Origin of the sequence: Streptomyces sp. CB02009, assembly GCF_001905825.1 — a bacterium.
Classification (GTDB): Bacteria; Actinomycetota; Actinomycetes; order Streptomycetales; family Streptomycetaceae; genus Streptomyces.
On record NZ_LIVV01000003.1, the window covers coordinates 615,138 to 636,735 of the forward strand.

The 21,598-nt window shown below is 67.7% G+C and carries 23 protein-coding genes; 10 read left to right on the forward strand and 13 right to left on the reverse strand.

Annotated elements, in window-relative coordinates:
• Positions 1–462: 462 nt before the first annotated feature.
• The 5 genes from AMK27_RS15435 (at position 463) to AMK27_RS15455 (ending at position 4,333) form a co-directional block, all read left to right on the forward strand.
• A complete protein-coding gene (locus tag AMK27_RS15435; protein ID WP_073906990.1) occupies positions 463–1,368 on the forward strand; it encodes a nucleotidyltransferase domain-containing protein in 906 nt (301 codons plus the stop codon).
• A 2-nt stretch (positions 1,369–1,370) separates the two neighbouring features.
• Complete coding sequence (locus AMK27_RS15440) at positions 1,371–2,009, forward strand: Cap15 family cyclic dinucleotide receptor domain-containing protein (protein ID WP_073906994.1); 639 nt, start codon at positions 1,371–1,373, stop codon at positions 2,007–2,009.
• A 372-nt stretch (positions 2,010–2,381) separates the two neighbouring features.
• Positions 2,382–2,975 (forward strand): hypothetical protein, encoded by a 594-nt coding sequence (locus AMK27_RS15445; RefSeq protein ID WP_206745435.1) that lies wholly within the window; start codon positions 2,382–2,384, stop codon positions 2,973–2,975.
• Complete coding sequence (locus AMK27_RS15450; RefSeq protein ID WP_073907004.1) at positions 2,972–3,316, forward strand: hypothetical protein; 345 nt, start codon at positions 2,972–2,974, stop codon at positions 3,314–3,316. The genes AMK27_RS15445 and AMK27_RS15450 overlap by 4 nt, the downstream gene beginning before the upstream one ends.
• A 93-nt stretch (positions 3,317–3,409) precedes the next feature.
• Positions 3,410–4,333 (forward strand): transposase, encoded by a 924-nt coding sequence (locus tag AMK27_RS15455; RefSeq protein ID WP_241847505.1) that lies wholly within the window; start codon positions 3,410–3,412, stop codon positions 4,331–4,333.
• A 282-nt stretch (positions 4,334–4,615) separates the two neighbouring features.
• On the opposite strand, the gene AMK27_RS15460 is transcribed toward AMK27_RS15455, so the two are convergent.
• The 9 genes from AMK27_RS15460 to AMK27_RS15500 all read right to left on the reverse strand — a co-directional run bounded on the left by AMK27_RS15460 (position 4,616) and on the right by AMK27_RS15500 (position 13,358).
• Entirely contained in the window at positions 4,616–6,445 is a 1,830-nt protein-coding gene (locus AMK27_RS15460) for a caspase, EACC1-associated type (RefSeq protein ID WP_073907013.1), read from the reverse strand.
• Between the two features lie 5 nt (positions 6,446–6,450).
• Entirely contained in the window at positions 6,451–6,864 is a 414-nt protein-coding gene (locus AMK27_RS15465; RefSeq protein ID WP_198955873.1) for a hypothetical protein, read from the reverse strand.
• A gap of 301 nt (positions 6,865–7,165) precedes the next feature.
• Positions 7,166–8,203: a serine hydrolase domain-containing protein gene (locus tag AMK27_RS15470; RefSeq protein WP_073907018.1), complete on the reverse strand. Its 1,038-nt coding sequence runs from the start codon at positions 8,201–8,203 to the stop codon at positions 7,166–7,168.
• A 54-nt stretch (positions 8,204–8,257) separates the two neighbouring features.
• Entirely contained in the window at positions 8,258–9,361 is a 1,104-nt protein-coding gene (locus AMK27_RS15475) for a glycosyltransferase family 4 protein (RefSeq protein WP_073907022.1), read from the reverse strand.
• Positions 9,358–9,894 (reverse strand): dCTP deaminase, encoded by a 537-nt coding sequence (locus AMK27_RS15480; protein ID WP_073907027.1) that lies wholly within the window; start codon positions 9,892–9,894, stop codon positions 9,358–9,360. Before AMK27_RS15480 ends, AMK27_RS15475 begins: the two co-directional genes overlap by 4 nt.
• Complete coding sequence (gene dcd / locus AMK27_RS15485; RefSeq protein WP_073907030.1) at positions 9,891–10,430, reverse strand: dCTP deaminase; 540 nt, start codon at positions 10,428–10,430, stop codon at positions 9,891–9,893. The genes AMK27_RS15480 and dcd overlap by 4 nt, the downstream gene beginning before the upstream one ends.
• Positions 10,427–11,641, reverse strand: coding sequence for a metallophosphoesterase (locus tag AMK27_RS15490; RefSeq protein WP_073907033.1), 1,215 nt, complete (start codon positions 11,639–11,641; stop codon positions 10,427–10,429). Before AMK27_RS15490 ends, dcd begins: the two co-directional genes overlap by 4 nt.
• A complete protein-coding gene (locus AMK27_RS15495; protein ID WP_241847506.1) occupies positions 11,638–12,957 on the reverse strand; it encodes a UDP-N-acetylglucosamine 1-carboxyvinyltransferase in 1,320 nt (439 codons plus the stop codon). The genes AMK27_RS15490 and AMK27_RS15495 overlap by 4 nt, the downstream gene beginning before the upstream one ends.
• Positions 12,954–13,358 carry an ATP-binding protein gene (locus AMK27_RS15500; RefSeq protein ID WP_241847507.1) on the reverse strand — a complete coding sequence of 135 codons (405 nt, stop codon included), beginning with the start codon at positions 13,356–13,358 and terminating at the stop codon, positions 12,954–12,956. Before AMK27_RS15500 ends, AMK27_RS15495 begins: the two co-directional genes overlap by 4 nt.
• A 218-nt stretch (positions 13,359–13,576) precedes the next feature.
• Here AMK27_RS15500 and AMK27_RS15505 point away from each other — a divergent pair, with 218 nt between their 5' ends.
• On the forward strand, positions 13,577–14,863 hold the full coding sequence (locus tag AMK27_RS15505) for a helix-turn-helix domain-containing protein (protein ID WP_073907041.1): 1,287 nt from the start codon (positions 13,577–13,579) through the stop codon (positions 14,861–14,863).
• The gene (locus AMK27_RS15510; protein WP_073907045.1) at positions 14,860–15,390 is read left to right on the forward strand and encodes a flavoprotein; all 531 of its coding nucleotides are present in this window, start codon (positions 14,860–14,862) and stop codon (positions 15,388–15,390) included. Before AMK27_RS15505 ends, AMK27_RS15510 begins: the two co-directional genes overlap by 4 nt.
• A gap of 168 nt (positions 15,391–15,558) precedes the next feature.
• Here AMK27_RS15510 and AMK27_RS15515 read toward each other — a convergent pair whose 3' ends face one another.
• From AMK27_RS15515 to AMK27_RS15525, 3 genes are all read right to left on the reverse strand, one after another.
• Positions 15,559–15,933 (reverse strand): hypothetical protein, encoded by a 375-nt coding sequence (locus AMK27_RS15515; RefSeq protein WP_073907049.1) that lies wholly within the window; start codon positions 15,931–15,933, stop codon positions 15,559–15,561.
• 488 nt (positions 15,934–16,421) lie between these two features.
• The gene (locus tag AMK27_RS15520; protein ID WP_073907054.1) at positions 16,422–17,237 is read right to left on the reverse strand and encodes a DUF2637 domain-containing protein; all 816 of its coding nucleotides are present in this window, start codon (positions 17,235–17,237) and stop codon (positions 16,422–16,424) included.
• Positions 17,238–17,425: 188 nt separating this feature from the next.
• Positions 17,426–18,643, reverse strand: coding sequence for a DUF3631 domain-containing protein (locus AMK27_RS15525; RefSeq protein WP_073907058.1), 1,218 nt, complete (start codon positions 18,641–18,643; stop codon positions 17,426–17,428).
• Between the two features lie 305 nt (positions 18,644–18,948).
• Between AMK27_RS15525 and AMK27_RS15530 the strand changes: the two genes are divergently transcribed.
• The 3 genes from AMK27_RS15530 (at position 18,949) to AMK27_RS15540 (ending at position 20,960) form a co-directional block, all read left to right on the forward strand.
• Positions 18,949–19,233: a helix-turn-helix domain-containing protein gene (locus tag AMK27_RS15530; protein ID WP_073907063.1), complete on the forward strand. Its 285-nt coding sequence runs from the start codon at positions 18,949–18,951 to the stop codon at positions 19,231–19,233.
• Positions 19,234–19,427: 194 nt separating this feature from the next.
• Positions 19,428–19,664 carry a helix-turn-helix transcriptional regulator gene (locus AMK27_RS44545; protein WP_073907066.1) on the forward strand — a complete coding sequence of 79 codons (237 nt, stop codon included), beginning with the start codon at positions 19,428–19,430 and terminating at the stop codon, positions 19,662–19,664.
• A gap of 48 nt (positions 19,665–19,712) precedes the next feature.
• Entirely contained in the window at positions 19,713–20,960 is a 1,248-nt protein-coding gene (locus AMK27_RS15540; protein ID WP_079188453.1) for a tyrosine-type recombinase/integrase, read from the forward strand.
• 57 nt (positions 20,961–21,017) lie between these two features.
• Here the strand turns inward: AMK27_RS15540 and AMK27_RS15545 are convergent, their stop codons facing one another.
• Positions 21,018–21,434, reverse strand: coding sequence for a hypothetical protein (locus AMK27_RS15545; protein ID WP_241847508.1), 417 nt, complete (start codon positions 21,432–21,434; stop codon positions 21,018–21,020).
• Between the last annotated feature and the right edge of the window lie 164 nt (positions 21,435–21,598).

Below are 21,598 nucleotides of genomic sequence, written 5' to 3' on the forward strand. Positions count from 1 at the left end.
CTTCATGATCAACGCCACCGAGATCGACATTCTCCCCGGTGTTTTGGGTGACCTCGACGAGCCGCTGGTCTCAGGGCCTGCCCCGGCTCTCGTGCCGATCCTCCTTCCCCTCGTCGACAGAGGATGGATCGAAGTGTGCCGGCTCGTTCCCTGGACAGCGCCGGATGGCACTCTCGGAGAGCAGCCCGGGCCCACTATCCTGAAGCAGGATCTTCCCGCCGTTCTGGCGGACGCTGAGAACTGGGAGTACCCGCCATCCGGCACGTGTCTGGGGTGCCTCACTCTGACCCTCACCGAAGCGGGACAGGGGCCCCCGCTGACACGCAGCCTTAACGGCCCCCCTCCGCTCTCTGGAAGGTCCTCCGCGACAGCCGCCTCAAGGACGAAGGCGCTCTGTGAAGCCGCAATGTCCGACCCCGCTCGTAGGCTTGTCAGTGTTGGGTCAGGAGCAGGGAGGGGTTCATGGCAAAGCAGTTGACGCCCGGACAGCGGCTCGGTCTGATCAGCAGGTGGAGGAATCCGCCTGGCCCCTCGGAACAGGACCGCCTGGAGCGCGCCGAGCGCATGGTGAAGGAAGCGGTGCGCCAGCACGAACCGTTCCAGAGCCTCGACATCACGGTGGCGGCGAAGGGCTCGTACCCCAACAAGACCAACGTCCGCGGCGACAGCGACGTGGACATCATGGTGAAGCTCAACGAACCCTTCCACACCGACGGCATGGCGGCGTGGTGGTTCGGCCAACCTGCCCGCTACACGGGGCCGTGGACCAAGGACAAGCTCCGGCAAGAGGTCCACGCCGCGCTCACCGGCCGCTTCGGGCCCGTGGACGCGGACCACAACCTCGCCTTCTACATCCCTGAGGTCGCTGGCAGCCGTCCGAGCATCGACGTGGTGCCATGCTTCAAATGGGTGGTGTACGACCCGACGGCTCCAGGCGGTCAGCACGAGGGGAGCGTCGTCTACGGGCGTAACGGCAAGAAGGTCATCAACTGGCCGGAGCTCCAACTCGCCAACGGCCGGGCGAAGAACACCAACACCAAGCTCCGGTACAAGTTCGTGGTACGAGTGCTGAAGAATGTGGAGAACGACTTGGCGGCAGAGGGCGTGATCAAGTCGCTGCCGTCGTACTTCTCCGAGTGCCTGATCTATAACGTGCCGGACCACGTCTTCCTCGCCGGCGACTTCGACGATGCAGTCCGCGCGAGCCTGCAAGAGGTCTACCGGCAGCTCACAAGCTGGCTCGGCCCTCAGCGGATGCGTGAACCGAACGGGATGAAGAAGGTCTTCGGCGAAGGCCAGAAGTGGGGCGAGAAGGACGCACGGAACCTGATCGAGTCCGCATGGCACTACCTCAACTTCGAGGGCTGAGGATGAACACCGCCAGCACCATCCGAACCGGCGCAACTATCGCCGCCACCCTCTACACGGTAGTCCTGCTCGTCCTGGGCCTGTACCCCTCCGAGTTCCGGTACCTCTTCGCGTACATCCCGGCTGTCGTCGGCTACGGCGTGCTCGTCTTCGACAAGTGGGCCTGGCACTGGCCCGTCATCCACCGCCTCACCGGCCAGCCCTGGGTTACTGGGACCTGGCGTGTGACCCTCCGTCCGAGCCCGGACAGCCACATCCCCGAAGGGGGAAACCGAGGCCCTATCACCACGTACATGACGATCGAGCAGACCTTCTGGAGCGTGCACGCCACCCTCCGCACGAAAGAGAGCACATCGCGGTCGAGCAACGCGACCATCGGCGCTCCCGAGAACTCCGGGACCGCCGAGATCGGGTTCCTCTACGACAACACACCCCGTGTGGAGCACCAGCACCGCAGCCCCCGGCACGAGGGAGCCTGCCGCATCGCGGTGACGGGCCTCAAGCCCACGGCGGCCACCGGGCACTACTACACCAGCCGGTTCACGGCCGGCGACATGGACTTCACTTTGCTCAACCGCTCCACCGGCTACGGCACCTTCGCCGAAGTGCAGGCCGCCGACCTGGACCACCCCGCTAGCTGACCGTAGGTACCACCGCCTCCAGGCACGCGGGGCCCCGTCCGGTCGAGTGACACCCGCAGGTCGCCGTGCCGCCCGGACATGCCATGCGGAGTGGTCGTGCCCGGTGCTCAAACCGCGGAGTCCGCCGGGACGACGGTGGGCACGCGGCGAAGCCCGTAGAGCGGGTACGAATCGGCAGCGCCGATTTGTCCGGGTAGGTCGACAGTGCCGACTCACGTGAAGCCTGCATCGATGAGCGCCCACGAGTAGACTCCAGGCTTGACCTAGGAACTCGCGTTTTTGCAGGGCTACTTAAGGGCAGAGGGGGACACTTGCACATCAGGTGTTCGAGTGGGGCCATGCATCGCATGGCCCCCAGGACGGGGGTCTCGGGTGAGTAGTCAGACACCGGCGCCCGAGGCGCCAGAAGGCGGTGCCCCCCAGGCCGACGAGGCTGATAGTTCCACCTCACACAGTGGCCACGCCACGATCACGGTGACCTCCACCGACGTGGCTTCCAACACCATCACCGCAACAAACGGCACGATAACGGCCACTAGCCCAAGCACCGCACACGACCCTTGGATGAAAGTCCTTCACTGGGCATTCTTCAGTGTCATCTTCGCCGTGTTGCCCATCGCAGCCGGATACCTCATCGATGCCACACGCCAGGGCGACCGATCATTCTCCGATCTCATCAGCCACGGTGAACTCTATATCGTCTCGGCCGGCTTGACTGCTGCCGCAGTTGGGCAGTCGTTCATGAAGAAGAACTCCAAACACCGGTTTCTCCACGCCATTCTGACGTTTACGAACATCGGCCTGTTCTTCCTCACGTCATTCCTGTACGCCGACGCGGTGGCACCGAATGCCGCGAACAACCCCGAGGTACGTCGCGATGTCATGGCGGAGCTCTCGCTGTGGTTCTTTGCGATCACCCTCATCACTACGGGCGCCAGTACCGTGCTTGCTGAGGTGGAAGAGTGACTGAGGCTATCGACGTTCTCGCTGTGGCTGGTGCCGTTGTTGGTTCACTTTTGGCCGCAACGTTTGCCATCTTCACCCTGCGCATTGCTAGCCGGTCCCGCCATGCTGCGGAGGAAGCCCGCGCCTCGGCTGTTCAAAGGACGAACATCACGATTGAAGGGAACGGGCGCGTAATCAGTATCTCTGATGCCCAACTCCTGACTCGCGAGCAGTTGGCCGAGCTGAGGCGCATCATCGAGAACGAGATGCCACCGGCGTCATCGGGCCAGGAGCTCGGCAGCCCCAGCATCCCCACTCCGCGCACGGACGCGCCGTCAGGCGAGAAGTTGCCTGGAACCTGACGACCGGGCCGGGAAGGAGCCTAACGAGCTCGTGCACGTAAGCGGTGAGACGTCGAGCCACGGATGGTCGATCATGGTGGGGTGGTGGGGACCGTGACTCGTGCAGCGATCGTCAGCAGCCGTCGGATCACGGGCCTGTCGGCCGATGTGATCGCTGAACTCGTCGCGGACCTCGGCCCGTTATGGCATGAGCGTCACCAGGCAAAGCTGGCCTCCCGGCTGCGGCAGCGGGGTGTGGGAGCCGGCGCGAAGCACCGGCTGGTGTTCGTCGACCGGCTCCTGGCCACGCTCGTCCATCTCCGTCACGGGGTCACCCATGACGTGCTGGCCTGCTGGTTCGGCGTGGACCGCTCCACCATCACCCGGGCCATCGGCGAAGTGCGGCCCCTGCTCGCCGAGCGGGGGTGCACGATCAGCCCCGGCGTCCGGCTGCGGACCCTGGCCGAGGTCGTCGACCACCTCGGCGCCGGCGAACAGACCGGGATCATCGACGGCACCGAGATCCGGGTCCGCCGTCCGGCCGCCGGACGCAAGGACCGGGACACCTTCATCTCCGGGAAGAACAAGCAGAACGCCGTCAAGACCATGGTGGTCACTGACAGCGAGGGCCGCGTGCTGTGGTGCAGCCCGACCGAGCCCGGCAGCTGCGCGGACATCACCCACGCCCGTCAGTTAGGGCTGGTCAAGCTCCTGGCCGACGGCCCCGTAGTCGAGATTCTTGCCGATGCCGGCTACCAGGGCCTCGGCGCTCAGACCGGCGGACGCGTGGTCACACCACCGCACCGCAAGTTCAAGAAGAACGCCCCGGACTGGTACGAGGAGATGTACGAGCGCCAGCGCAAGGCACACTCATCACGCCGCATCCGGGTCGAGCACGGTATCGCCCATCTGAAGAACTGGCGGGCTTTGGCCCGCCACCTCGGCAGCCGCGAGCACATCAGTGACACCGTCCAGGCCGTCGCCAGCCTGCTGTCCCACCAGCAGACCGCGGACCTGAACCCACGACGACAGAGGTGAGCACCAGGTCTGCCGGAGCCCTCGACGTCTCACCGCTTACCGTGCACGAGCTCGTTGGGCGCGGACGCTGGCAACTGTGGAGGAGTCGAGGCTGGATGAAGGTCGGCCACGCTGTATCGGGACCCTAGCCGCACCCCCGTAGTCGGGCAGAGCGACAGCGATCCACTCCGGCCGCCCCGGCGCTGGCAGGGAGCAGTTCCTCTGCGCAGGGTGACGTGCCGACGCGGGGACGCACTCGATCGTGATTCGGCATCGCCTCCTTGTCGAGTCAGTCTGGCGCACTCAGATGGGCAGAGCGTGTACGTCACCTTGGGAGCTCGTGACGTACATGAAGCCATCACTGATTGCGGGGGAGCCTTGGGGGTCCGGACTCACAAGAAGGTCGTGCGATCGGACCCTTCGGCCTGTCGGGAGCTTCCAGCCGGTCACCTTCGCGGCGCGGTCTGCCGTAAACAAGGTGTCACCCGCAATGAACGGTTGGTGGAGGAGGAGGCCCTCAGTCTTCTTAGCCCATAGGTGGGCTTTCGTCCTCGTGTCGAGAGCTACGAGCCGTCTGTCTGCGCCGCCGAAGATCAATGTCCCATCTGCGACGACCGGCGCCGAGGCGAGACGGGTATTAGTGTCGAACGACCAAATGAGTTGTCCGCTCTCAGGGGCCAACGCCACGATGCTCTGAGGCGCTGAGGGTCCGTTCGGCTGTACGACCGCGTATACGCCTTGGTCCGTTACTGCCCAATTCGGTGACAGAGGCGCGTCGGTTATGTACGACCAGGCCTCACGTCCCTTGGAGACGGCTACTATGCGATCGGCGCCATGGCCTGTGGTAGCGCCCGACACCTGAGAATCCCTAGCCATGAACAACACGTATCCGGCGGCGGCCTGGGGTCTGGACACGATAGTGAGCTTGTTTATGGGAAGAGACCATAGGGGCCTGAGTGTCGACGGATCGAAGGCGTACAAGCTGCCATTCTGTGCCGGCGCGTACAGTACGTCCTTCGAAACGCTCAATAGTCCGTCACGGACCAGTATTGGATGAGACGCGCGGGGCTTTCCGGTCCGTAGATCGACCGCATATAGACGTCCGTCTTTTCCGGGAAAGTAGGCGTTGTCCCTGTAGAGGGCAGGGCTGCCGGAGTACCTCATCTTGATCAGGCCACGCCGCTGCCGAGACTCGGGATCCATCACATGCAGCCTGTATGCCTCATGTACCACCAACAGGCCGTCGGACAGGACGGGCTGCTGAGCGGGGCCGGAGGCGGCACGGGTCTGCCAGGGCTCGGGCTTGTGCTGCGACTTGGTCCCAGCGGACCTACGGCTCTGGCCGTCCGCGCGGTCTGAGGACCGCTGCTTCCGTTTCTTCCGAACCTTGGCCAGCGCGATGTCGTACTGTATCTCGCCACCCATGCGAGGGTTTTGCGCAGCCCCTTCCTGGTGAAGACGCTCACAGGCATACCGATAGAGCTCTTGGAGAGTGACGAAGCCGTCGCCATTGAGATCGGCGGCACCGCTGGAAATGCCCTCGATGAGCATCCCTGTGAAGAGGGACGGCGCGGGCGTATCAGCATCAGGGTGATGCCCTTCCCAAGTCCTCTGCGACCTGGTGCCAGCAGTGATGACGACGCGACCGTGGCCGGCCAGCGCCTCCTCGAATCTCGCCGATTCGTCGCTCTTCGCCCCTGGGAGGAAGAGACCGCTGTAGCAGCAGTCCAGGATCACGACGATGCTTCGTGCGCGGCATTCCTCCATGACATCGTGGATGTAAGCTGCGGAGATCGTCGTATAGGCGGGCCGCTCGGGGTCTGTCTGACGGATGGCGAAATGCAGCTTGTCGTTACGGCTCAGGATCCCATGGCAAGAGAGGTACAGGAGGCGTACGTCGTCGCCCCAAGCGGTGAGGAAGAACTCGGCAATCGCCCGTTCGAGTGTGGATCGATCCGCGTCGATGAGCGTCTGGACCTCGAATGCACCGATCTCGGGGTCACGGAGGAGCGTATCCAGGCGAGTGCAGTCCACCTCAGGTGAGCGGAGCGCTGGCAGTTCCGGATGGTCGTATGTCCCCGTCCCGATGAGCAGGGCTCCACGGTTTCCGTTGCCGAACGATTGCGTGGTCATATTCGTCAGGTCTGCTCGGAGGGACCTTCTTCGGGCTGGCGCTCGGCTGGGACCTCGCGGTGAGCGAGGAACTGGTCGATCAAACATTCCCGCTCAGCAGTTGAGGCGTCACTCAGCTCGATCACGCGTCCCTCCAACTCCACCTTGATGCCGCGCACAGGCCGGTTCTTCAGCCAGGTGTGGGCGAGAAGGAGAGCTTGACGCAGGGCAAAGGACGCGGCCGTGACGACAACCGACCCGGCGGCGATCAGCTCGCCGCTCTTGGCCCCGTTCGAGATTCCTCCTGCGGAACGCCCCGACCGTACGTCCACTACGTCCAGCTCTTCGAGAGCACGGCGCAACTGGCTTCCTAGCCGCAGCAACTCGTCATCGTCCGAGTCAGCAAGCCCTAGAATTTCCAACCGTGCGATCTTGTGCATAGTCCCACCCCACTGTCAGCGTTCTGTGCGCACGACACTTTACGGGGAGATTCGGCTGGGCCGGGGCAGACGTCGGGACTGAGGTCGACAGCCTTCTCTCGTTACGCACACGGGAGTCGGATCGGCATTTGCGGTCGTCGAGGTGCACCATCCATCAAGTGGAGGACCATCGCTTGCGGTGTCCTGTGCAGGCTTGCCAGCTTCTGACCCACCGGAGGGTCGTCCCGGACGGGAGCCTGCTGCTCGGTCTCTACTCATTTCCTGCGACGGGAGCTTTGCGGGTGCACCGATCCGGGAAGGTTCAGGGGCGTCCGAAAGCCAGTGCACGGAACGCGTCGCGTGCGATGGCAAGTGGTTCGCGATCGCGGGTGAAGTAGAGCCTGTTGGTGAGGAGAGTTGCCCAGCGCTGTTGCTTCGGGCTGATCCACATCCCGGTGCCGGTGAAGCCGTAGTGGACCCAGATGCCCTCGCGTAGTTCCGTGCCAGGTGCGGGATGCCAGAAGAGGCCGCGGGCGGGTACGAGTTCGCCGGTCCGGATGCGGAGGGAGTCTGCGATCCAGGTCGGGCCGAAGGCGGCCTGAGTCGGGGCGAGCATGTGCTGGAGGAAGCGGCTGAGGTCGGCGAGGGTGGAGAAGGCGCCGGCGATGCCGCAGGTGCCGCCGAGGAGACGGGCGGAGAAGTCGTGGGCGGTTCCCTTGAGGTGGGTGCCGGTTTTCTCGTCGAGTTCGGTGGGGGCGCAGCGGACGATCATGTCTGCGGGCAGGGGGCCGAAGCGGGTCTCGGCCATGCTGAGGGGGGCCCAGATCCGGCTTGCGGCCAGGTTGTCGAGGGGTTGGCTGGTGAGGTACTCGGCCAGGTAGCCGAGGACCAGGGCGGCTCGGTCGGTGTATTCGACGGCCTCACTGGGGGCTCGGTGGAGGGCCTCGTGGAGGACGCCGTCGCGGATGTCCTGGCGGTCGGTGCCGTACAGGTTCTTGAGGTTGGCGCGTAGAGGTAGGCCGGCAGTGTGGGTCAGAAGCTCATGGGTGGTGACCTGGGCGAGCGGGTGGCCGGTGACCTCGGGCCAGAAGGTGCCGAGTGGGGTGTGGAGCTGGAGCTTGCCCCCTTCGACGAGGGTGCCGATGACGGCCCACACGGCGACGATCTTGGTGAGGCTGGCGATGTCGAAGACGGTGTCGAGCCGCATCGGCTCGTCGGGACGGGTCGGGTCGAGGAGGCCGACCGCCCCGCTCGCCGTCGTACCGGAGGCGTTGCCGACGGCCCAGACGGCTCCCGGGTAGACCCGGTCGCGGACGCCGTCCTGGAGGAGCTGCTCAATGTGCGGGATGTCGAGCGTCATGGTGTTCCGATCGTAGTGAGACGGCCGGCCCTGGTGGGGGTGCGCCACGGGTGATCAGGCGAGTCGCCTGCCGAGGTCGGCAAGGGCTTTGGCGGTGGCGCTTAGAGGGAAGCGGGCCGCGTTGGTGGCGCCGGCCGCGCGGAGCGCCGGCAAGAGGCCGGGGCTGGTGCGGAGGCGGTCGAGTTCGCGGGCGACGGCGTGCGGGTCGGCGAAGTCTGTGGCGAGACCGGTGCCGCCCAGTGCCTCGGTGAGGCCGGGCACGGGTTGGTAGAGGACGGGGAGTCCGCATGCCTGGGCTTCGAGCGCCACGAGGCCCATGGCCTCCAGTGTCGTGGAGGGCATCACCAGGACGTCGTGGTCGGCGAAGGTCCTCCAGAGCTGTGGTCGGCGTAGCCAGCCGAGGTAGTGGATGTGTACTCCGCGCTGGTGGAGACGGGGGCGCAGGGCGTGGAACTCGGCTCGGGGTGCGGCGATGGACAGCTCGGCGGACTGAGTGAGCGGGAGGGCTGAGAGGAGGGTGTCGAAGCCCTTCTCGGGGGTGAGGCGGCCGGCGTACAGAATTCGCAGGTGGCTGGAGGGCTGGTTTCGGCGCCGTGGAGGAGGGGTGGCGATGAGGTGGTCGGGGATGCCCCAGGGGATCTTCTCGATCTTGCGGCGTCTGGTGTCGGGGGCAAGAAGAAGTAGCCGGTCCGCCATTGCGCCGGTCGGCACCACGATCGCGTCGGCGGCCCAGGCTGCCTCGCGCAGGGTGGCCAGCTGTTCGGGGTGTGTTTCGGCGAAGAGAAGGTCGGTTCCGTGGACCAGGGCGATCCGAGGGAGCTTCGGGAAGGCTCTGAGCAGGGCCGGTGTGGCGCCGAAGGCCAGGTGCTGCAGATGCAGGACGCCGGCCTCGCCCGGATCCGCCCCTTCGGCCAGGACTCGCTGGAGGGTGGCGACGTAGCGGCGGAAGGCGTACCCCGTCAGGCACTTTCCCGGCGCCTGCACCAGCCCCAGCCCCGCTGGCACGGGCGGCCGCAGGCCCCTGCGCTCGGGCGCGAGCATGAAGGCCCGGGCGGGCAGGAGGGGAACATGGCCGGTGTACAGGTCCAGGAAGAGCTCGACGCTTCCGCCGGGGCTCGGGAACGGCAGGTCGAGGGCCGTGACGACGGTGGGGTTCACGCGGGGCCTCCCGGGTTCTCCTCGTAGAGGCGGGATGTCTCGATGCCCTGGCTGGCCCGGTACTTCAGGCCGTGATTCTGGTAGCTGGCCGTGGCACCGAGGGCCTGGAGGAAGACCAACTTGCCGAACGTCATGCGCGGGTAGACCCGGACCGGCCGGCTCGCCCGGATCTCCAGCGTCCATCGGATGGCGTGGCCCTGGTGCCCGAGGGGAGCGGACACGTGGACCCAGATGCCGAGCGCGCCGATCGTCCGGTCGCCGTTGAGTAACTGTGCGTACGCCTCCGAGCCGGTCCGCTCGTACGTCGTCCCCAGGTAAAGGACCTCCGGCCGCAGCACGTACCCGGACTCGGGGATCGGCACCTCCTGGAATTCGATCGGCCTCGCCGCGTCCAAGGAGCCGTCGTGAAAGCGCAGGGTGGCGCCGAGACGCCAGTCGTAGGCGTTGGGGGAGAACCTCCGCGGCTCGTACGGCTCGATGGTGATCTCACCGGCGGCTCTGGCGGCAGCGATGGCGGGGCCGGTGAGGATCACGAGGTCACCAACCCAGGGGCTGCCAGGTCGCGCCAGTAGGCGGACGGCTGGGGGCCGGCGGAGGCCTGGTACTTGCCCGCGTACAGGGCGACGGGCCCGACCGACACGAAGAACATGATCTGGCCGATCCGCATGCCCGGGTACACGCGCAGTGGCCGGATCGGGGAGAGCATGAGCGTCCACTGGCCGTGGAAACCAATGTCCCCGATGGGAGCGGTGATCTCGACGAAAAGGCCGAGGCGACCGACCGATGAGCGGCCGAAGAGGAGCGGGACGAAAGTGTCCGAGCCGACCTCCTCGATGGTGTGGCCGAGATAGAGCTGGCCGGGCTGGAGCTCGAAGCCGTCCGGGCCGATCTCGACCGGCTCGGTGAGGTTCGGACGGTGGGCGTCCAGCGTGTCCGAGGCGTAGGTGAGCAGGGTGCCGCCGAGGCGGACGTTGTAGCTGTTCGGGTTGACCTGGGTTGCCTCGAACGGGGAGATGCGGATGCGGCCGTCGTTCGTGGCCTGCGTGATCTCGGGGCCGGTGAGGATCATCGGGGGTCTCCGTCGGTGAGAGTGTGCCGGACGGCCTGGGCGAGGCGCAGTCCGGCTTGCCGGGTTCGGCCGCCGAGGTAGGCGGTGGCGAGGTAGCCGGTGGTCAGCACGGTCGGCACGTGGGTAGGCAAGGGATGTGGCGCGGACACGATCGGGCCGGCCTGCTCGGTGAGGCGGGCCAAGAGAGCGTCTGGGGCAGTCGCGAGTTCGTCGGGGACGTGGGCGTGGACGAGTTCGTTGTCGAACGGCTCGATGGCCAGGAGGTCCCCCTGGGAGACGGCGGTCCCGAGCCGAGTGGCACGGAGAGCGGTCTCATTCAGGACGACGACTTCAGCTCCCAGCCCGCCGTGGAGGCGTTCGACGAGCTCCTTGAGCAGGGCACGGCGGTCCAGCGGACTGTTCCGATAAGGAAGCCGTAGCGGCCCGAGCGACGTCTGCAGCTCATTCCGACAGGAGGCGATGGAGCCCCGCAGCGAGGCGAGTTCGTCGGGAAGCTCCGCCGTCGGCGGGAAGTCGGCCACCTGGGCGGCCCAGCCGGTGCCCAGGGGTTGGGCAAGCGCGTACCCGGCCGCCAGCTCCCGCCCCTTGAGGAACAGCGTGTCCCCGACGTGCACGGGCTCGGGCTGTTCGCTGTGGCAGTGCCCGGCGAGGACCACGTCGAGGAACGGGCAGGACTCGGCCAGCTTGAGGTCCTCGTCGAACCCGGAGTGGCTGAGCACGACCCACGAGTCGGCCTCGTTGTGGTGGGCCAGCATCAGCTCTCGCAGGGCCCGGACCGGCTCGACGACTCGGTGGCCGGCCCGCTGTTCGGCCGGGATGGCGTTGAACGCCTGGGGGCCGATGATGCCAGTGACCGCCACTCGTCGCATGCCGATGCGTACCAGCTGCACCGGGTGGAAGAGCGGCTTGCTGGTGCGGTCGTCGACGGCGTTCACGCACACGGTGATGTGGTGGAGCTCGGGCTCGAAGTGGTGAGCCCAGCCGTGGTTGCCCGGGGCGATCGCGTCGTAAAGACGGACGAGGACGTCGCGTTCGATCCGCCCGTGGCCGAGCCGGTAGTAGCCGGTGCCCTCGAAGAAGTCTCCGCAGTCCACGACGAGGCTGTCGTGCCGCGCTGCGTGCAGATGCGCGAGCATCGGTACGGCGCTGTCGAAGGCAGAGTGGAAGTCGGTCGTGGCGATGATCCGCTGGAGGCGCCTCGTGGCGGTCACGGGGTGACCTCACAGATGTCGGCCCCCAGGGCGAGGAGCTTGCCGGGGAGGTCGGCGTGCCCGCGGCGCAGTTGATCGACTCCGCCGAGCGTGGTGACGCCTCGTGCCGTGAGCCCGGCGACCATCAGAGCGGAGCCGGTTCGGATGTCGGTGGCCTCGACTCCGGCTCCGGTCAGGCGCTGCGGGCCGGTGAGCCGGCACTCGGTGGAGGAGACTTCTGTGATGGTGGCGCCCAGTCGGACGAGCTGAGGGATGAGATTGCCGTGGCGCCCGGGATTGATCGGGTCAGAGAAGAGGTGAGTGCCCGGGAAGCCGAGGGCCAGGGCGAGAAGCGGCGGCTCGAAATCGGCGTCCAGGCCGCCGGGAGCGAGGGTGGCCAGCCCTCGAAGAGACCGGCCGGTCGGCCGGGTCTCCTGACCGTGCACTACGAGCGCCCCGGACTCCTCGGCCGTAGGAATGCCCATCTTGTGCAGAGCAACGATCAGCGGCGTGACGTCAGGGGCGTGGACGCCGTCGATCCGTGCTGTTCCGCCGGTCGCGGCCACGGCGCAGGCCAGGGTTCCGGCCTCGATTTTGTCCCCCGGAACCTTCCAGACGGCGGCGTCCGCCGAGACGGACGACGGCGGGACGATCGTGAGGACGCGCTCGCCGGAACGGCACTCGTAGCCCACCGATGCCAGGGCGTTCAGGACACAGAGGACCTCCGGCGAGAGGTTCGGCTGCCCGAGACGCAGCGGAGTACCCGCGGCCACGGCCCGCAGGATCGCGACGACGGTCGCTCCTCGCGATCGGAACGGCAGCACCAAGGACACGGTGCCCCTGACAGGCTTGCCGGCCTCGACGACGTACCCCTTGTCGTCCACCCGGACCCGGTCACCGAAGGTCTCATAAACCTTGAAGTGCTGCTCCATGCCTCGGTCGCCGATCCGGCAACCTCCCGGCCAGGGAAGCCGGGCCCTGCCGTGCAGCGCGAGCAGGGCGGGGACCAGGTAGTACGAGGCCCGGATACTGGACGCCTGCTCGCCCAGGCCGTCGAGCGGTGGGGTGGAGCCGGCGGGCAGGACCAGTGAGGTGCGTCCGTCGCCGACTGGCTGCGCCGTGTTCCAGCCGGCCTGCCGCAACAGGTCCAGCAGGATCTGGACGTCGGAGCTGGCGGGGACGTTGCCGAGTTGCACGGGACGGAGGAGGGTTGCCGCGGCGGCGATCAGCGGAAGCGCGGCGTTCTTGGAGCCGTCGACGGCCACGGCGCCGGCGAGGGGCCGACCGGGCCGGATCGCGATCACCTGGGCCGTGACGGCGGGGACGCGGGTGCTCACGTGTAACTCCTCTGTACGGGAAGGGGTGAGGCGGCCAATGCCGCGGCGGGCGAGGGCTCGGCCATGTCGATCTCGGCCCAGCAGGTTTTGCCGGAGTCCGTGGACGTCGTTCCGAAGCGGTCGGCAAGTACGCCGACGAGGAAGAGGCCGCGTCCGCCCTCGCTGTCGTCCTCCGGCAGCGTCGGGGCGGGCAACGCGGGGCCTCGGTCATGGACCTCCATTCGCAACACCGCGCTGGACAGCCGGACGGCGACGGGGATCGGGCGGTGCTCGGAGAACCGGATCGCGTTCGTTGCGAGTTCGCTGAACACCACCTCGGCCGTGTGGACGACGTCGGAATCCGGGGATGTCTCCGCCCAGTCCTGGACGGTGTCCCGCACATGCCGACGTGCCGTGGTCACGGCGGCTGGCGTCGGCAGAACGGAGAACGTGATCTGGTGCGCTTCCACGAGCGGCCTCCAGGAGTGGGATCGGCCACCCCAAGAAACCGTGGAGCGCGAGGCGTTCGCGATGGCCTGTGCCCGTGGTGCATCGGCTATGCAGAAGCTGCATGGCTGCCCCGTACGGCTCGCATACGCTCGCCCGCACGGGCATGCTCGACATGGACGGAAGGGCATGGATGGCCGACGTGAAGACCGAAGCCGAGAAGATCGGCGAGACGATCAAGCGCGCCCGCCAACTCAGCGGACGCTCGCAGAAGGATGTCGCTGCCGCTCTGGGCTACCACCAGTCCAAGCTCAGCCGCCTGGAAGGCGGACGCGGCACGGACGACATCCGCGTCTTACGCGTCGTCGCCGCCGAACTCCGCATTCCGCCACACCTCCTCGGCCTGAGCGACGCCGACGCGTCCGCCGCACCCCACCCCGACGATCCCGAGACAGAAGACATGCGCCGCCGCACCTTCCTGGCCGCGAGCATCGCCTCCCTCACGACCTCGGCCACGCCCGCCACCGCCGCCCATGACGACCTCGTCCGCGCACTCCTCCCCGGCCCCAGAGCCGCCACTGCCTCTTCGTGGAACGGAGAGATCCAGCCCCTGCGGGACAGACTCACCACCGCCCGCCGCCTCTTCTGCACCTGCGACTACGCGGAGCTGGAGGCGATGCTGCCCGGTCTCATCACCGATCTGCGGGAGGCGGCCGGTGACCACCGCAACGCCGAGGAGACGGCCGCGCTTCTGGCCACCGCATACCGGACTTCCACGAGTCTGCTGCTCAAGCAGGGAGACCAGGGAAACGCCTGGTTGGCGGTGGGACGCTCCATGGCAGAGGCCGAGCGCTCCGGCGATCCCGTCGTCCTCGCCTCCAGCGTCCGCCTCCACGCTCACGTCCTGACCCGTGAGAAGCACACCGCCCAGGCCGCCACCCTGGTCCGTCACACCGCGGGGCAGCTTGCCGGCTCCTACGATCGGCACTCGCCCCAGTACCTTGCCGCCGTCGGCCTACTGCTCCTGCGGGGAGCGACCGCGGCCAGCCGCGGCGGCGACCGCGCCGCCACCCGTGAGTTCCTCGACGAGGCACGGGAGGTCGCCCGGTACGTTGCACTCGACCAGCCCGACGCCTGGGCCAACTTCAGCCCGACCAACGTCGCGATCCACGCCGTCAGCGCCTCGGTGTCCTTCGGCGACGCCGGCATCGCACTGAATGCGGCGGCTCCCCTCATGCGCCGGCACATCCCCGCCCCCGAACGCAGAGCAGCGCTCTGGGTCGAAGCCGCCCGTGCCTACAGCCAGCAGGGCCGCCTCGCCGAGGGCTACCAGGCCCTCCGCATCGCCGAGACCTGCGCCGCCCAGGACGTTCGCCGCCCAGCCGTCCGCGACCTGGTCGCCGACATGGCCGCCCGGGACCGACGACGTACCCTGCCCGAGCTCCACCACTTCAGCCGCCGACTGGGAGTCCCCGCGTGACCGCACAGCCGTTCCTGTACGTCGTCGTCTGCGCCGCCGGCATCGCGGGCGACGTCCACAAGCTGATCACCGCGGCGCAGAAGGAGGGCTGGGGCGTCGGCGTCATAGCCACCCCCCAGGGGCTCGGCTTCCTTGACGCGGAAGCGATCGAGGCCCAGACCGGGTACCCGATCCGCTCGGCCTGGCGCAGACCAGGCGACTCCCGCCCGCTCCCGCCCGCCAGCGCCATCGCCGTCGCGCCGGCCACGTTCAACACCGTCAACAAGTGGGCCGCCGGAATCGCCGACACCCTTGCCTTGGGCATCCTGTGCGAGGCATACGGGATGGGCATCCCGACGGCCGTGCTGCCGTACGTGAACGCCGCCATGGCCGCCCATCCGGCGTACGGCCGGAGTCTGGACCAGCTGCGGGAGATGGGCGTCCGGGTCGGGTCCTACGAACCGCACCGGCCCAAGGCGGGTGGGGGAGCGGAGCGCTTCCGGTGGGAGGAGGCGCTTTCGTTGCTGTCTCGGGACGCCTGCCGCTGACAAGGTGAGGCGTGCGGACGGTCGATTGTGCTGGTGTGGGCTGGGGCCGCCTCTGACACGAACGGCGGCCGGGGATGATCCCGGCCGCCGTTGTGCTGTGCGAGGTTCCCAGGTGAGCCCACCGTCGGGTGGATCGCGGGCTGTGGGCTCAGGTGCCTGGGGCTGGTGTCACTGCTTGTGGGGGACGAACCCGTTCATCACGTAGGCGAGGCGCTCGATGTCGGAGGGGCCTTCCTGGGGCCGGTCGGTGAGCACGTTGCCGAGCGTGAAGTCCTCGTCGGGCTGGTCGTCGTACGGGGCCAGAACGATGTTCAGTCCGGCGGTTCCTACCTTCTTCTGGATCTCGGTGTCGATGAGGAGACGGACCTCGAGGATTGCTTCGAGCTCGTCCCGGTTGGCCAGGAGGACGGTGGCCTGTTCCTCGTCGGTGAAGGGTCGGCCGTCGTAGTGGGAGAAGGTGCCGGTGTCGGGATGGAGCCGGAAGTCGGTGTCGATGAGCAGGGTGAAGATGTCGGCGCGGAGGTAGGTATCGGTTTCGGGCAAGGGTGTTCTCCTCACATGGTGGGGTGGGTGCTGATAGGTCCATGGTGCGGAGATTCGCCGGTTAGGCTAACCGGCGCTTATGCGCTATCTTTCCGCCGCGCTTCATGAGGTAGGGCTTCCGGCTCCCTCCATGAGGCTGCCTTGGCGAGGGGCGTGGTGAGGTTGCGGCCGGTGGTTTCGGTGACGGCCAGGGCGTTGAACTCGCCTCATTGAGAAGAATGTTGGAAATGCAGCCCTACACGTGCCGCCGTCCGCGGGGCCTCCTCCGGGGAACGCTGCATCGGCTGCAGTCCGCCCTCGCCGCCGCTCCGTGGTCCAGCACCCCCCGGTGCTGGACTGCTCCCGCCACCCCTGGGACGGGACTGGCCAAGGCGCGCTTCCCCGACGGGGAAGAGTGTCTTGGCCGATAACTTGCTCCGCTCGGGGGTGGGGTGGTGGAGGAAGTGGTGCTCGCTCCAGGGGGTCTCCGGGAGAGCTGCTGGTGTGGCCTAGGCAGCGGTGGCGTTGGCCTGGTTTCGGTCGAGCTCCGCTTGGAGTAGGTCCTTGGCCCGCTCCAACCGTGCGCGGCCTCCGGGTCTGAGGCCCTTGCCACGAATGGCCGTCTCCATGTGGCGGCGTGAGACGCGGTTGTCACGGCCCACGGGAGCGGTGCGCCCGATCTCGATCACCTGCTCCCACGTGGCCGTTGGTGGCTGGTCGCCACGTTCGGCGGACGAGTTCTCCGGCTGAGCCACTTGCTCGGCGGATGCATCGTCTGCCTCGGCCACATCCTCGTCCGACGGTGGTTCGTTTGTGGCTGTTGCTGCGCCACGTTCGGGAGGGGCGGCCACCGCGATGCGGCGGGCGTCTTCCAGCAGCGCTGCGTGCGTGGGGCGGCGCTGGACGAGGAGGTAGAGGTGGACGGCGCCGGCGAGGGCGAGTGGGGCTATGGCGGAGATGACGCCGACGGTGAGGTCGTCGAGGGCAAGTCCGCCTGGGCGGCTCTGCTGGTTGAGGCGTACGGCGTGGAGGACGTTGGCCCAGATGCTGGTGGCGGTGGCGATGCCGACCAGAGCCGAGACGTATAGGCGGGCCCGCAGAGGGGAGTTGCGCAGGACGAGGAGGGCGGCGATGCCGATGGCGATGAAGCCGTCGATTACGAGAGGGAAGGCGTAGGTGAGCAGCCGGTGGATGTGGCTGGCGGCGGCCATCTGACGCAGGGCGTCGTACGAGAGGGCGAAGGCGGCCAGGGCGAGGAGGGCCACGCCGGTTCGGATCAGGACGGGCAGGGCGGCGGGAGTCGCGGCAGTGCTGGGTGAAGGCAAGGGGAATGGGCTCCGTGAGGTAGGGGGAGTGGGGGCGGCCGTAGCGGGTGGGACCCGTTGCGACTCGTCGCATGCCTGGTCAGAGCAGGTACGGGTCAGGGTGGCGATGTCGGGTCGACTCGTTGCGGGCCGGTGACCCGTCCCGGCTCTGACCTGCGCGGCGACGGGTGGGGACGGGTCGTGTCGGGTCAGGCGCTGGTGGCGGGTGCCGTCAGGGCCATCGGCTCGGCGGCCGGTGCGGGCTCGGGGCAGTAGCGGGCCCAGGCGTCGGTGAACTGCAGGCGGGTGAAGCCCTTGGCCTGGAGGCCGTCGGGGAAGCGGCGGTTGGCCGAGCGGATGCCGTAGTCGTTCAGCAGGATCTGCAGGCCGCGCGGTGTGAGGCCCTTGTCGCTGTACTCGGGCCAGGGCGACTCGGCGTCCTCGTTCAGGATGCCGAGCAGGCGGCCGGTACGGATCACTACCGGATTTCCTTCGGAGGCGAAGGCACGGCGGATGTCGGCGAGGAGCCGGATGTTCAGGGCGCTGTGGTCCTGGTCCTGTTCGGCCTCGTGACTCGTCATCGCCAAGCAGGCGGCGCGTGCGGCCTCGGGCCAGGTGCCGCCGGCGAGGTCGGCGACGGCGATCAGAGGCTCCCACGTGTCGGCGGCCCGGTCCTCCACCGGCATCTTCGGCGTGAGGTCCATCGCGGTTGCGTGGAGCGGGACCAGCCAGGCCACGAGCCGGTCCCGCACGGCGTGCAGGGCAGGGGTGTCCCGTACGGTGCGGAACTCGGCGACTTTCTCGCCCGGCCGACGGCGCCGCATCCGGATCACGACCGACCGGTCCATGATCGTGTCGGGAAGGTCGCCGATGCCGGCGAGGGCCGCCATGGCGAAGGTCGGGAACTTCGACACCTCGTGGTTCGGGCCGGAGACCCGCAGAGTTGGGCGGTTGCGCTGGTGGCCAGCGTTGAGGAGGCCGCGCATCTCCTCGTTCTTCTCCGCCACCTTCGCCGACCCGAAGAGGGTGTCGGCCTCGTCGACGAGCAGAGTCGGTGGGTTGTCGGTGATCGACCGGAACACCGCGGCCGGTGAGGCATTGACCGTGATCAGCGGGTCGTGGACGGTCTCGGTGACCACGTCCAGCAGGCGGGACTTCCCGCATCGCTTCGCAGGACCGACGACCGCGAGACGTGGGGCGTGCTGCCACGCCGTCTGGAGGTGCGTGGCCGCCACCCACAGCGTCACGGCTGTCAGTGCGTCTTCGCTCGGCAGCACTACGTACCGCCGGAACTGCGCGCGCAGGTCTGAGAGCACCAGTTCGCCCTCGGAGGGCACTGCGGGTTGGGGCCGAGATGTGGCCGGCTGGCCGGGGATGGCGACCTGCGGCCAGGCCGGCTGAGCGTCGTCAGGGGAAGGTATGGGCATGGGGGTGGCGGCTTCCAAGGGGCGGCTCCTTCGGCGGTCGCGTCGAGAGACCGCATGGGGAATTGGGGGGGGTCCGGCGGGGCCGGTGTGCGTGGCCAACACAGCCACACCCGGCGCGTGAAGTCCAGCTTTAGCACTGGAATTCGTTACAGGTTGCGTGTTCCCTGTGTCGACGGTCCGGCAACTATAGGGGTGAAATCCCGGTTGTCGAAATCCACGCCGAAAATCGCCACGCCATCCGCATCGCCCACAGCAGACAGGGAAACTCTTCCCGCGCTGGCGATCCGCAAGCTACAACACCACGCATGCCGCCACGCCCCCTCGAAATCGGACCCGCCGGACATGCCGCGGCCCAGGCCATCGAACGCACCCGCACGGCCCGCGGATACTCCCAGCGCCAGCTCGCCGCGCGCGTCACCGCACTCGGGCGGCCCATGACCTTCACCGCGCTCTCCCGCATCGAACGCACCGTCCGACGCTGCGACATCGACGACCTCGTCGCCATCGCGGCCGCCCTCGGAACTGCGCCCCAAGCTCTCCTCGCCGACACCTGTACACCCTCAGGGGTGGCCGGAGGGGGCGCAACATAGCCGACGATCCCCGGTTAGCCTAACCGGGGATTCTCCGGATCATTGGTCGTCCCGGAACGCCTTTCCATCGATGCGTGCCGAATCGTCCTGTACTCCGACTTAAGGAATCTCGCTTGTCCGTCGTCACCCCTATTTCATCTCCCGGTACGTCCGTAGTCGGAGACCTCCGCGCAATCGATAGAGCTTTTCTCGGAGTGAAGGAAGCAGCGGCATATCTTGGCATTTCGCCGCGCACGTTGTACGTGTGGCGACACCGTCGGCAGGGGCCGCCGAGCTTCCGACTGGGAACCCGCGGACGAGTGACGTACCGGCTCGATGACCTCGACGCGTGGGTGCGTGAGCAGGAGCGGGCGGACTCCCGCTCCAACCCCCTCCTGAACCCCGCGAACGCGGTGCCGCAGCGCCGTGCCAACTACACGGCCACCGCCTGACCCTCCGCCTGGCAGGTGACTGCCGAACCCCTACCTACGAGGAGATACTTGGCCGGCTACATCGAGGACCGCTGGATCAACAAGAAGAAGGACCCCGTCACCGGCAAGCGGGAACGCACCGCCCGCTACGGGAAGGGCACTCGGTACCGCGTCGCCGGGATCCCCGGCGTCCGGGACATGTCGTTCGACGTCCTGGAGGACGCCAAGGCGTGGCTGCGGCGCGCCGGCACCGACAGCGAACGCGGAGAGTTCGTCGACCCGCGCGACGGATCCATCACCGTCGCCGACTACGTCACCCGCTACTGGAAGGTGGGTGTGCGGGGTGCGCCGGGCACGGTCAAGCGGATCGACGAGCGCGTAAGGCTCCATGTCCTGCCCCATCTCGGTGAGGTGGCGCTCAGGGACGTGTCCGCAACCGTCCTGCGCGGCTACATAGCCACCCTGGAAGGCGAATGCGCACCCCGGTATGCCCGGCAGATCCTCACCTCCCTCTCGAACATCTTCGAGACGGCGATCGACGACAGGCGGCTCGTCCGCAACCCCATGCGCGCCAAGTCGGTGCGCTGGCCCAAGGCGCCCGACGATCAGCGGGAGGCATGGCCCCTGGAGACTGCGCAGCGTGTACGGGACGTCATCAACCCGCGCTACCGGATCGCTGTGGTCGTCGCCCTTGGATGCGGCCTACGCCAAGGCGAGGTCTTCGGCCTCTCACCGCAGGACGTCGACTTCGAGCGTGGCGTCATCCGCGTGCGACGGCAGGTTCAACTGCTGAATGGGCGCTTGTACTTCACCTTGCCCAAGGGTGGGAAGACCCGCGTCGTCGACATGCCCCGCTCGGTCGCCGCAGAGCTGGCCGCCTACTTCCTGCAGTGTCCGGCCGTGGAGGTTGAGCTGCCTTGGGGCGGTCCGGAGCCCGAGCGGGAGCGGCGAGCATTCCCGCTCGTCCTGACCACGACGTACGGGAACGCCATCCGGGCGAACATCTTCAACGTCGAGGTGTGGAAGCCCGCGCTCGCGAAAGCCGGGGTCATCCCCATGCGGGAGAAGGGCGCGAGCTGGAAGGCGTCCCGCAAGGACGGCTTCCACATACTCCGGCATACGTACGCCTCGATCATCCTCGAAGCCGGAGAGTCCGTGGTCACTCTCGCCCGATGGCTCGGCCACTCCAGCCCGACCATCACCCTCGACCACTACGCCCACTTCATGCCTGAGGCAGGCGGCAAGGGCAGGGCCGCCGTCGACGCGCTGCTCGGCGTGGTCCCCGAGTACGTCCCGGAGAACCTCACCTTGGCATGAGCCAGCGGGGGCACAGCACACGCTGTGCCCCCGTCGTCGTTGGGCTGCCTGCCGGATTCAGCCGGTGAGGCTTTTGCGGCGGACCCGCATGCCGTACTTCGTTCCCTCAGGTCCGTCGCTGCTGCCCCAGCCGACGCTCGTGGCGACGTCCCATCCCCTCTGCGCTTTCATCTGGGCCGCGAAGGTCCGGAGGTCGTGGATCGTGCAGCCGCAGTCCAGCGAGACATCGATGCTCAGGTACGGGCTGCGGGGGTTGTCGTTTCCGTACGAGGTTTCCTCCCACCGCACCTCGTGGACGTGCTCCTTGAGGCCGGTCCGCACCTCGTCGTGCTTGATGCCGTGGGCCTTGGCGTACTCGTCCAGGTCGTCGATGACGAACAAGTGGCTGGACCACTCGCCGGGCCAGACCGCGAAGAGCCGCGAGCTGCCGGCCAGAGCGCGTTCGTAGGTGGCCAGGTCTGCCCCGTGTGTCACTCTGCCGTCTTCGTGGACCTCGATGTAGCACGTCGTACGTGAGGTGTACGGGAAGTCCTTCCCCGCAGCCGCTGCACTCCTCGGTTCCAACCGGCCCTCCTGTGTGCGATGCCCTGCGCGGAAGCCAACAGCATCCAGGGAGCGGCCCGCAGGGCTTCGCCCGA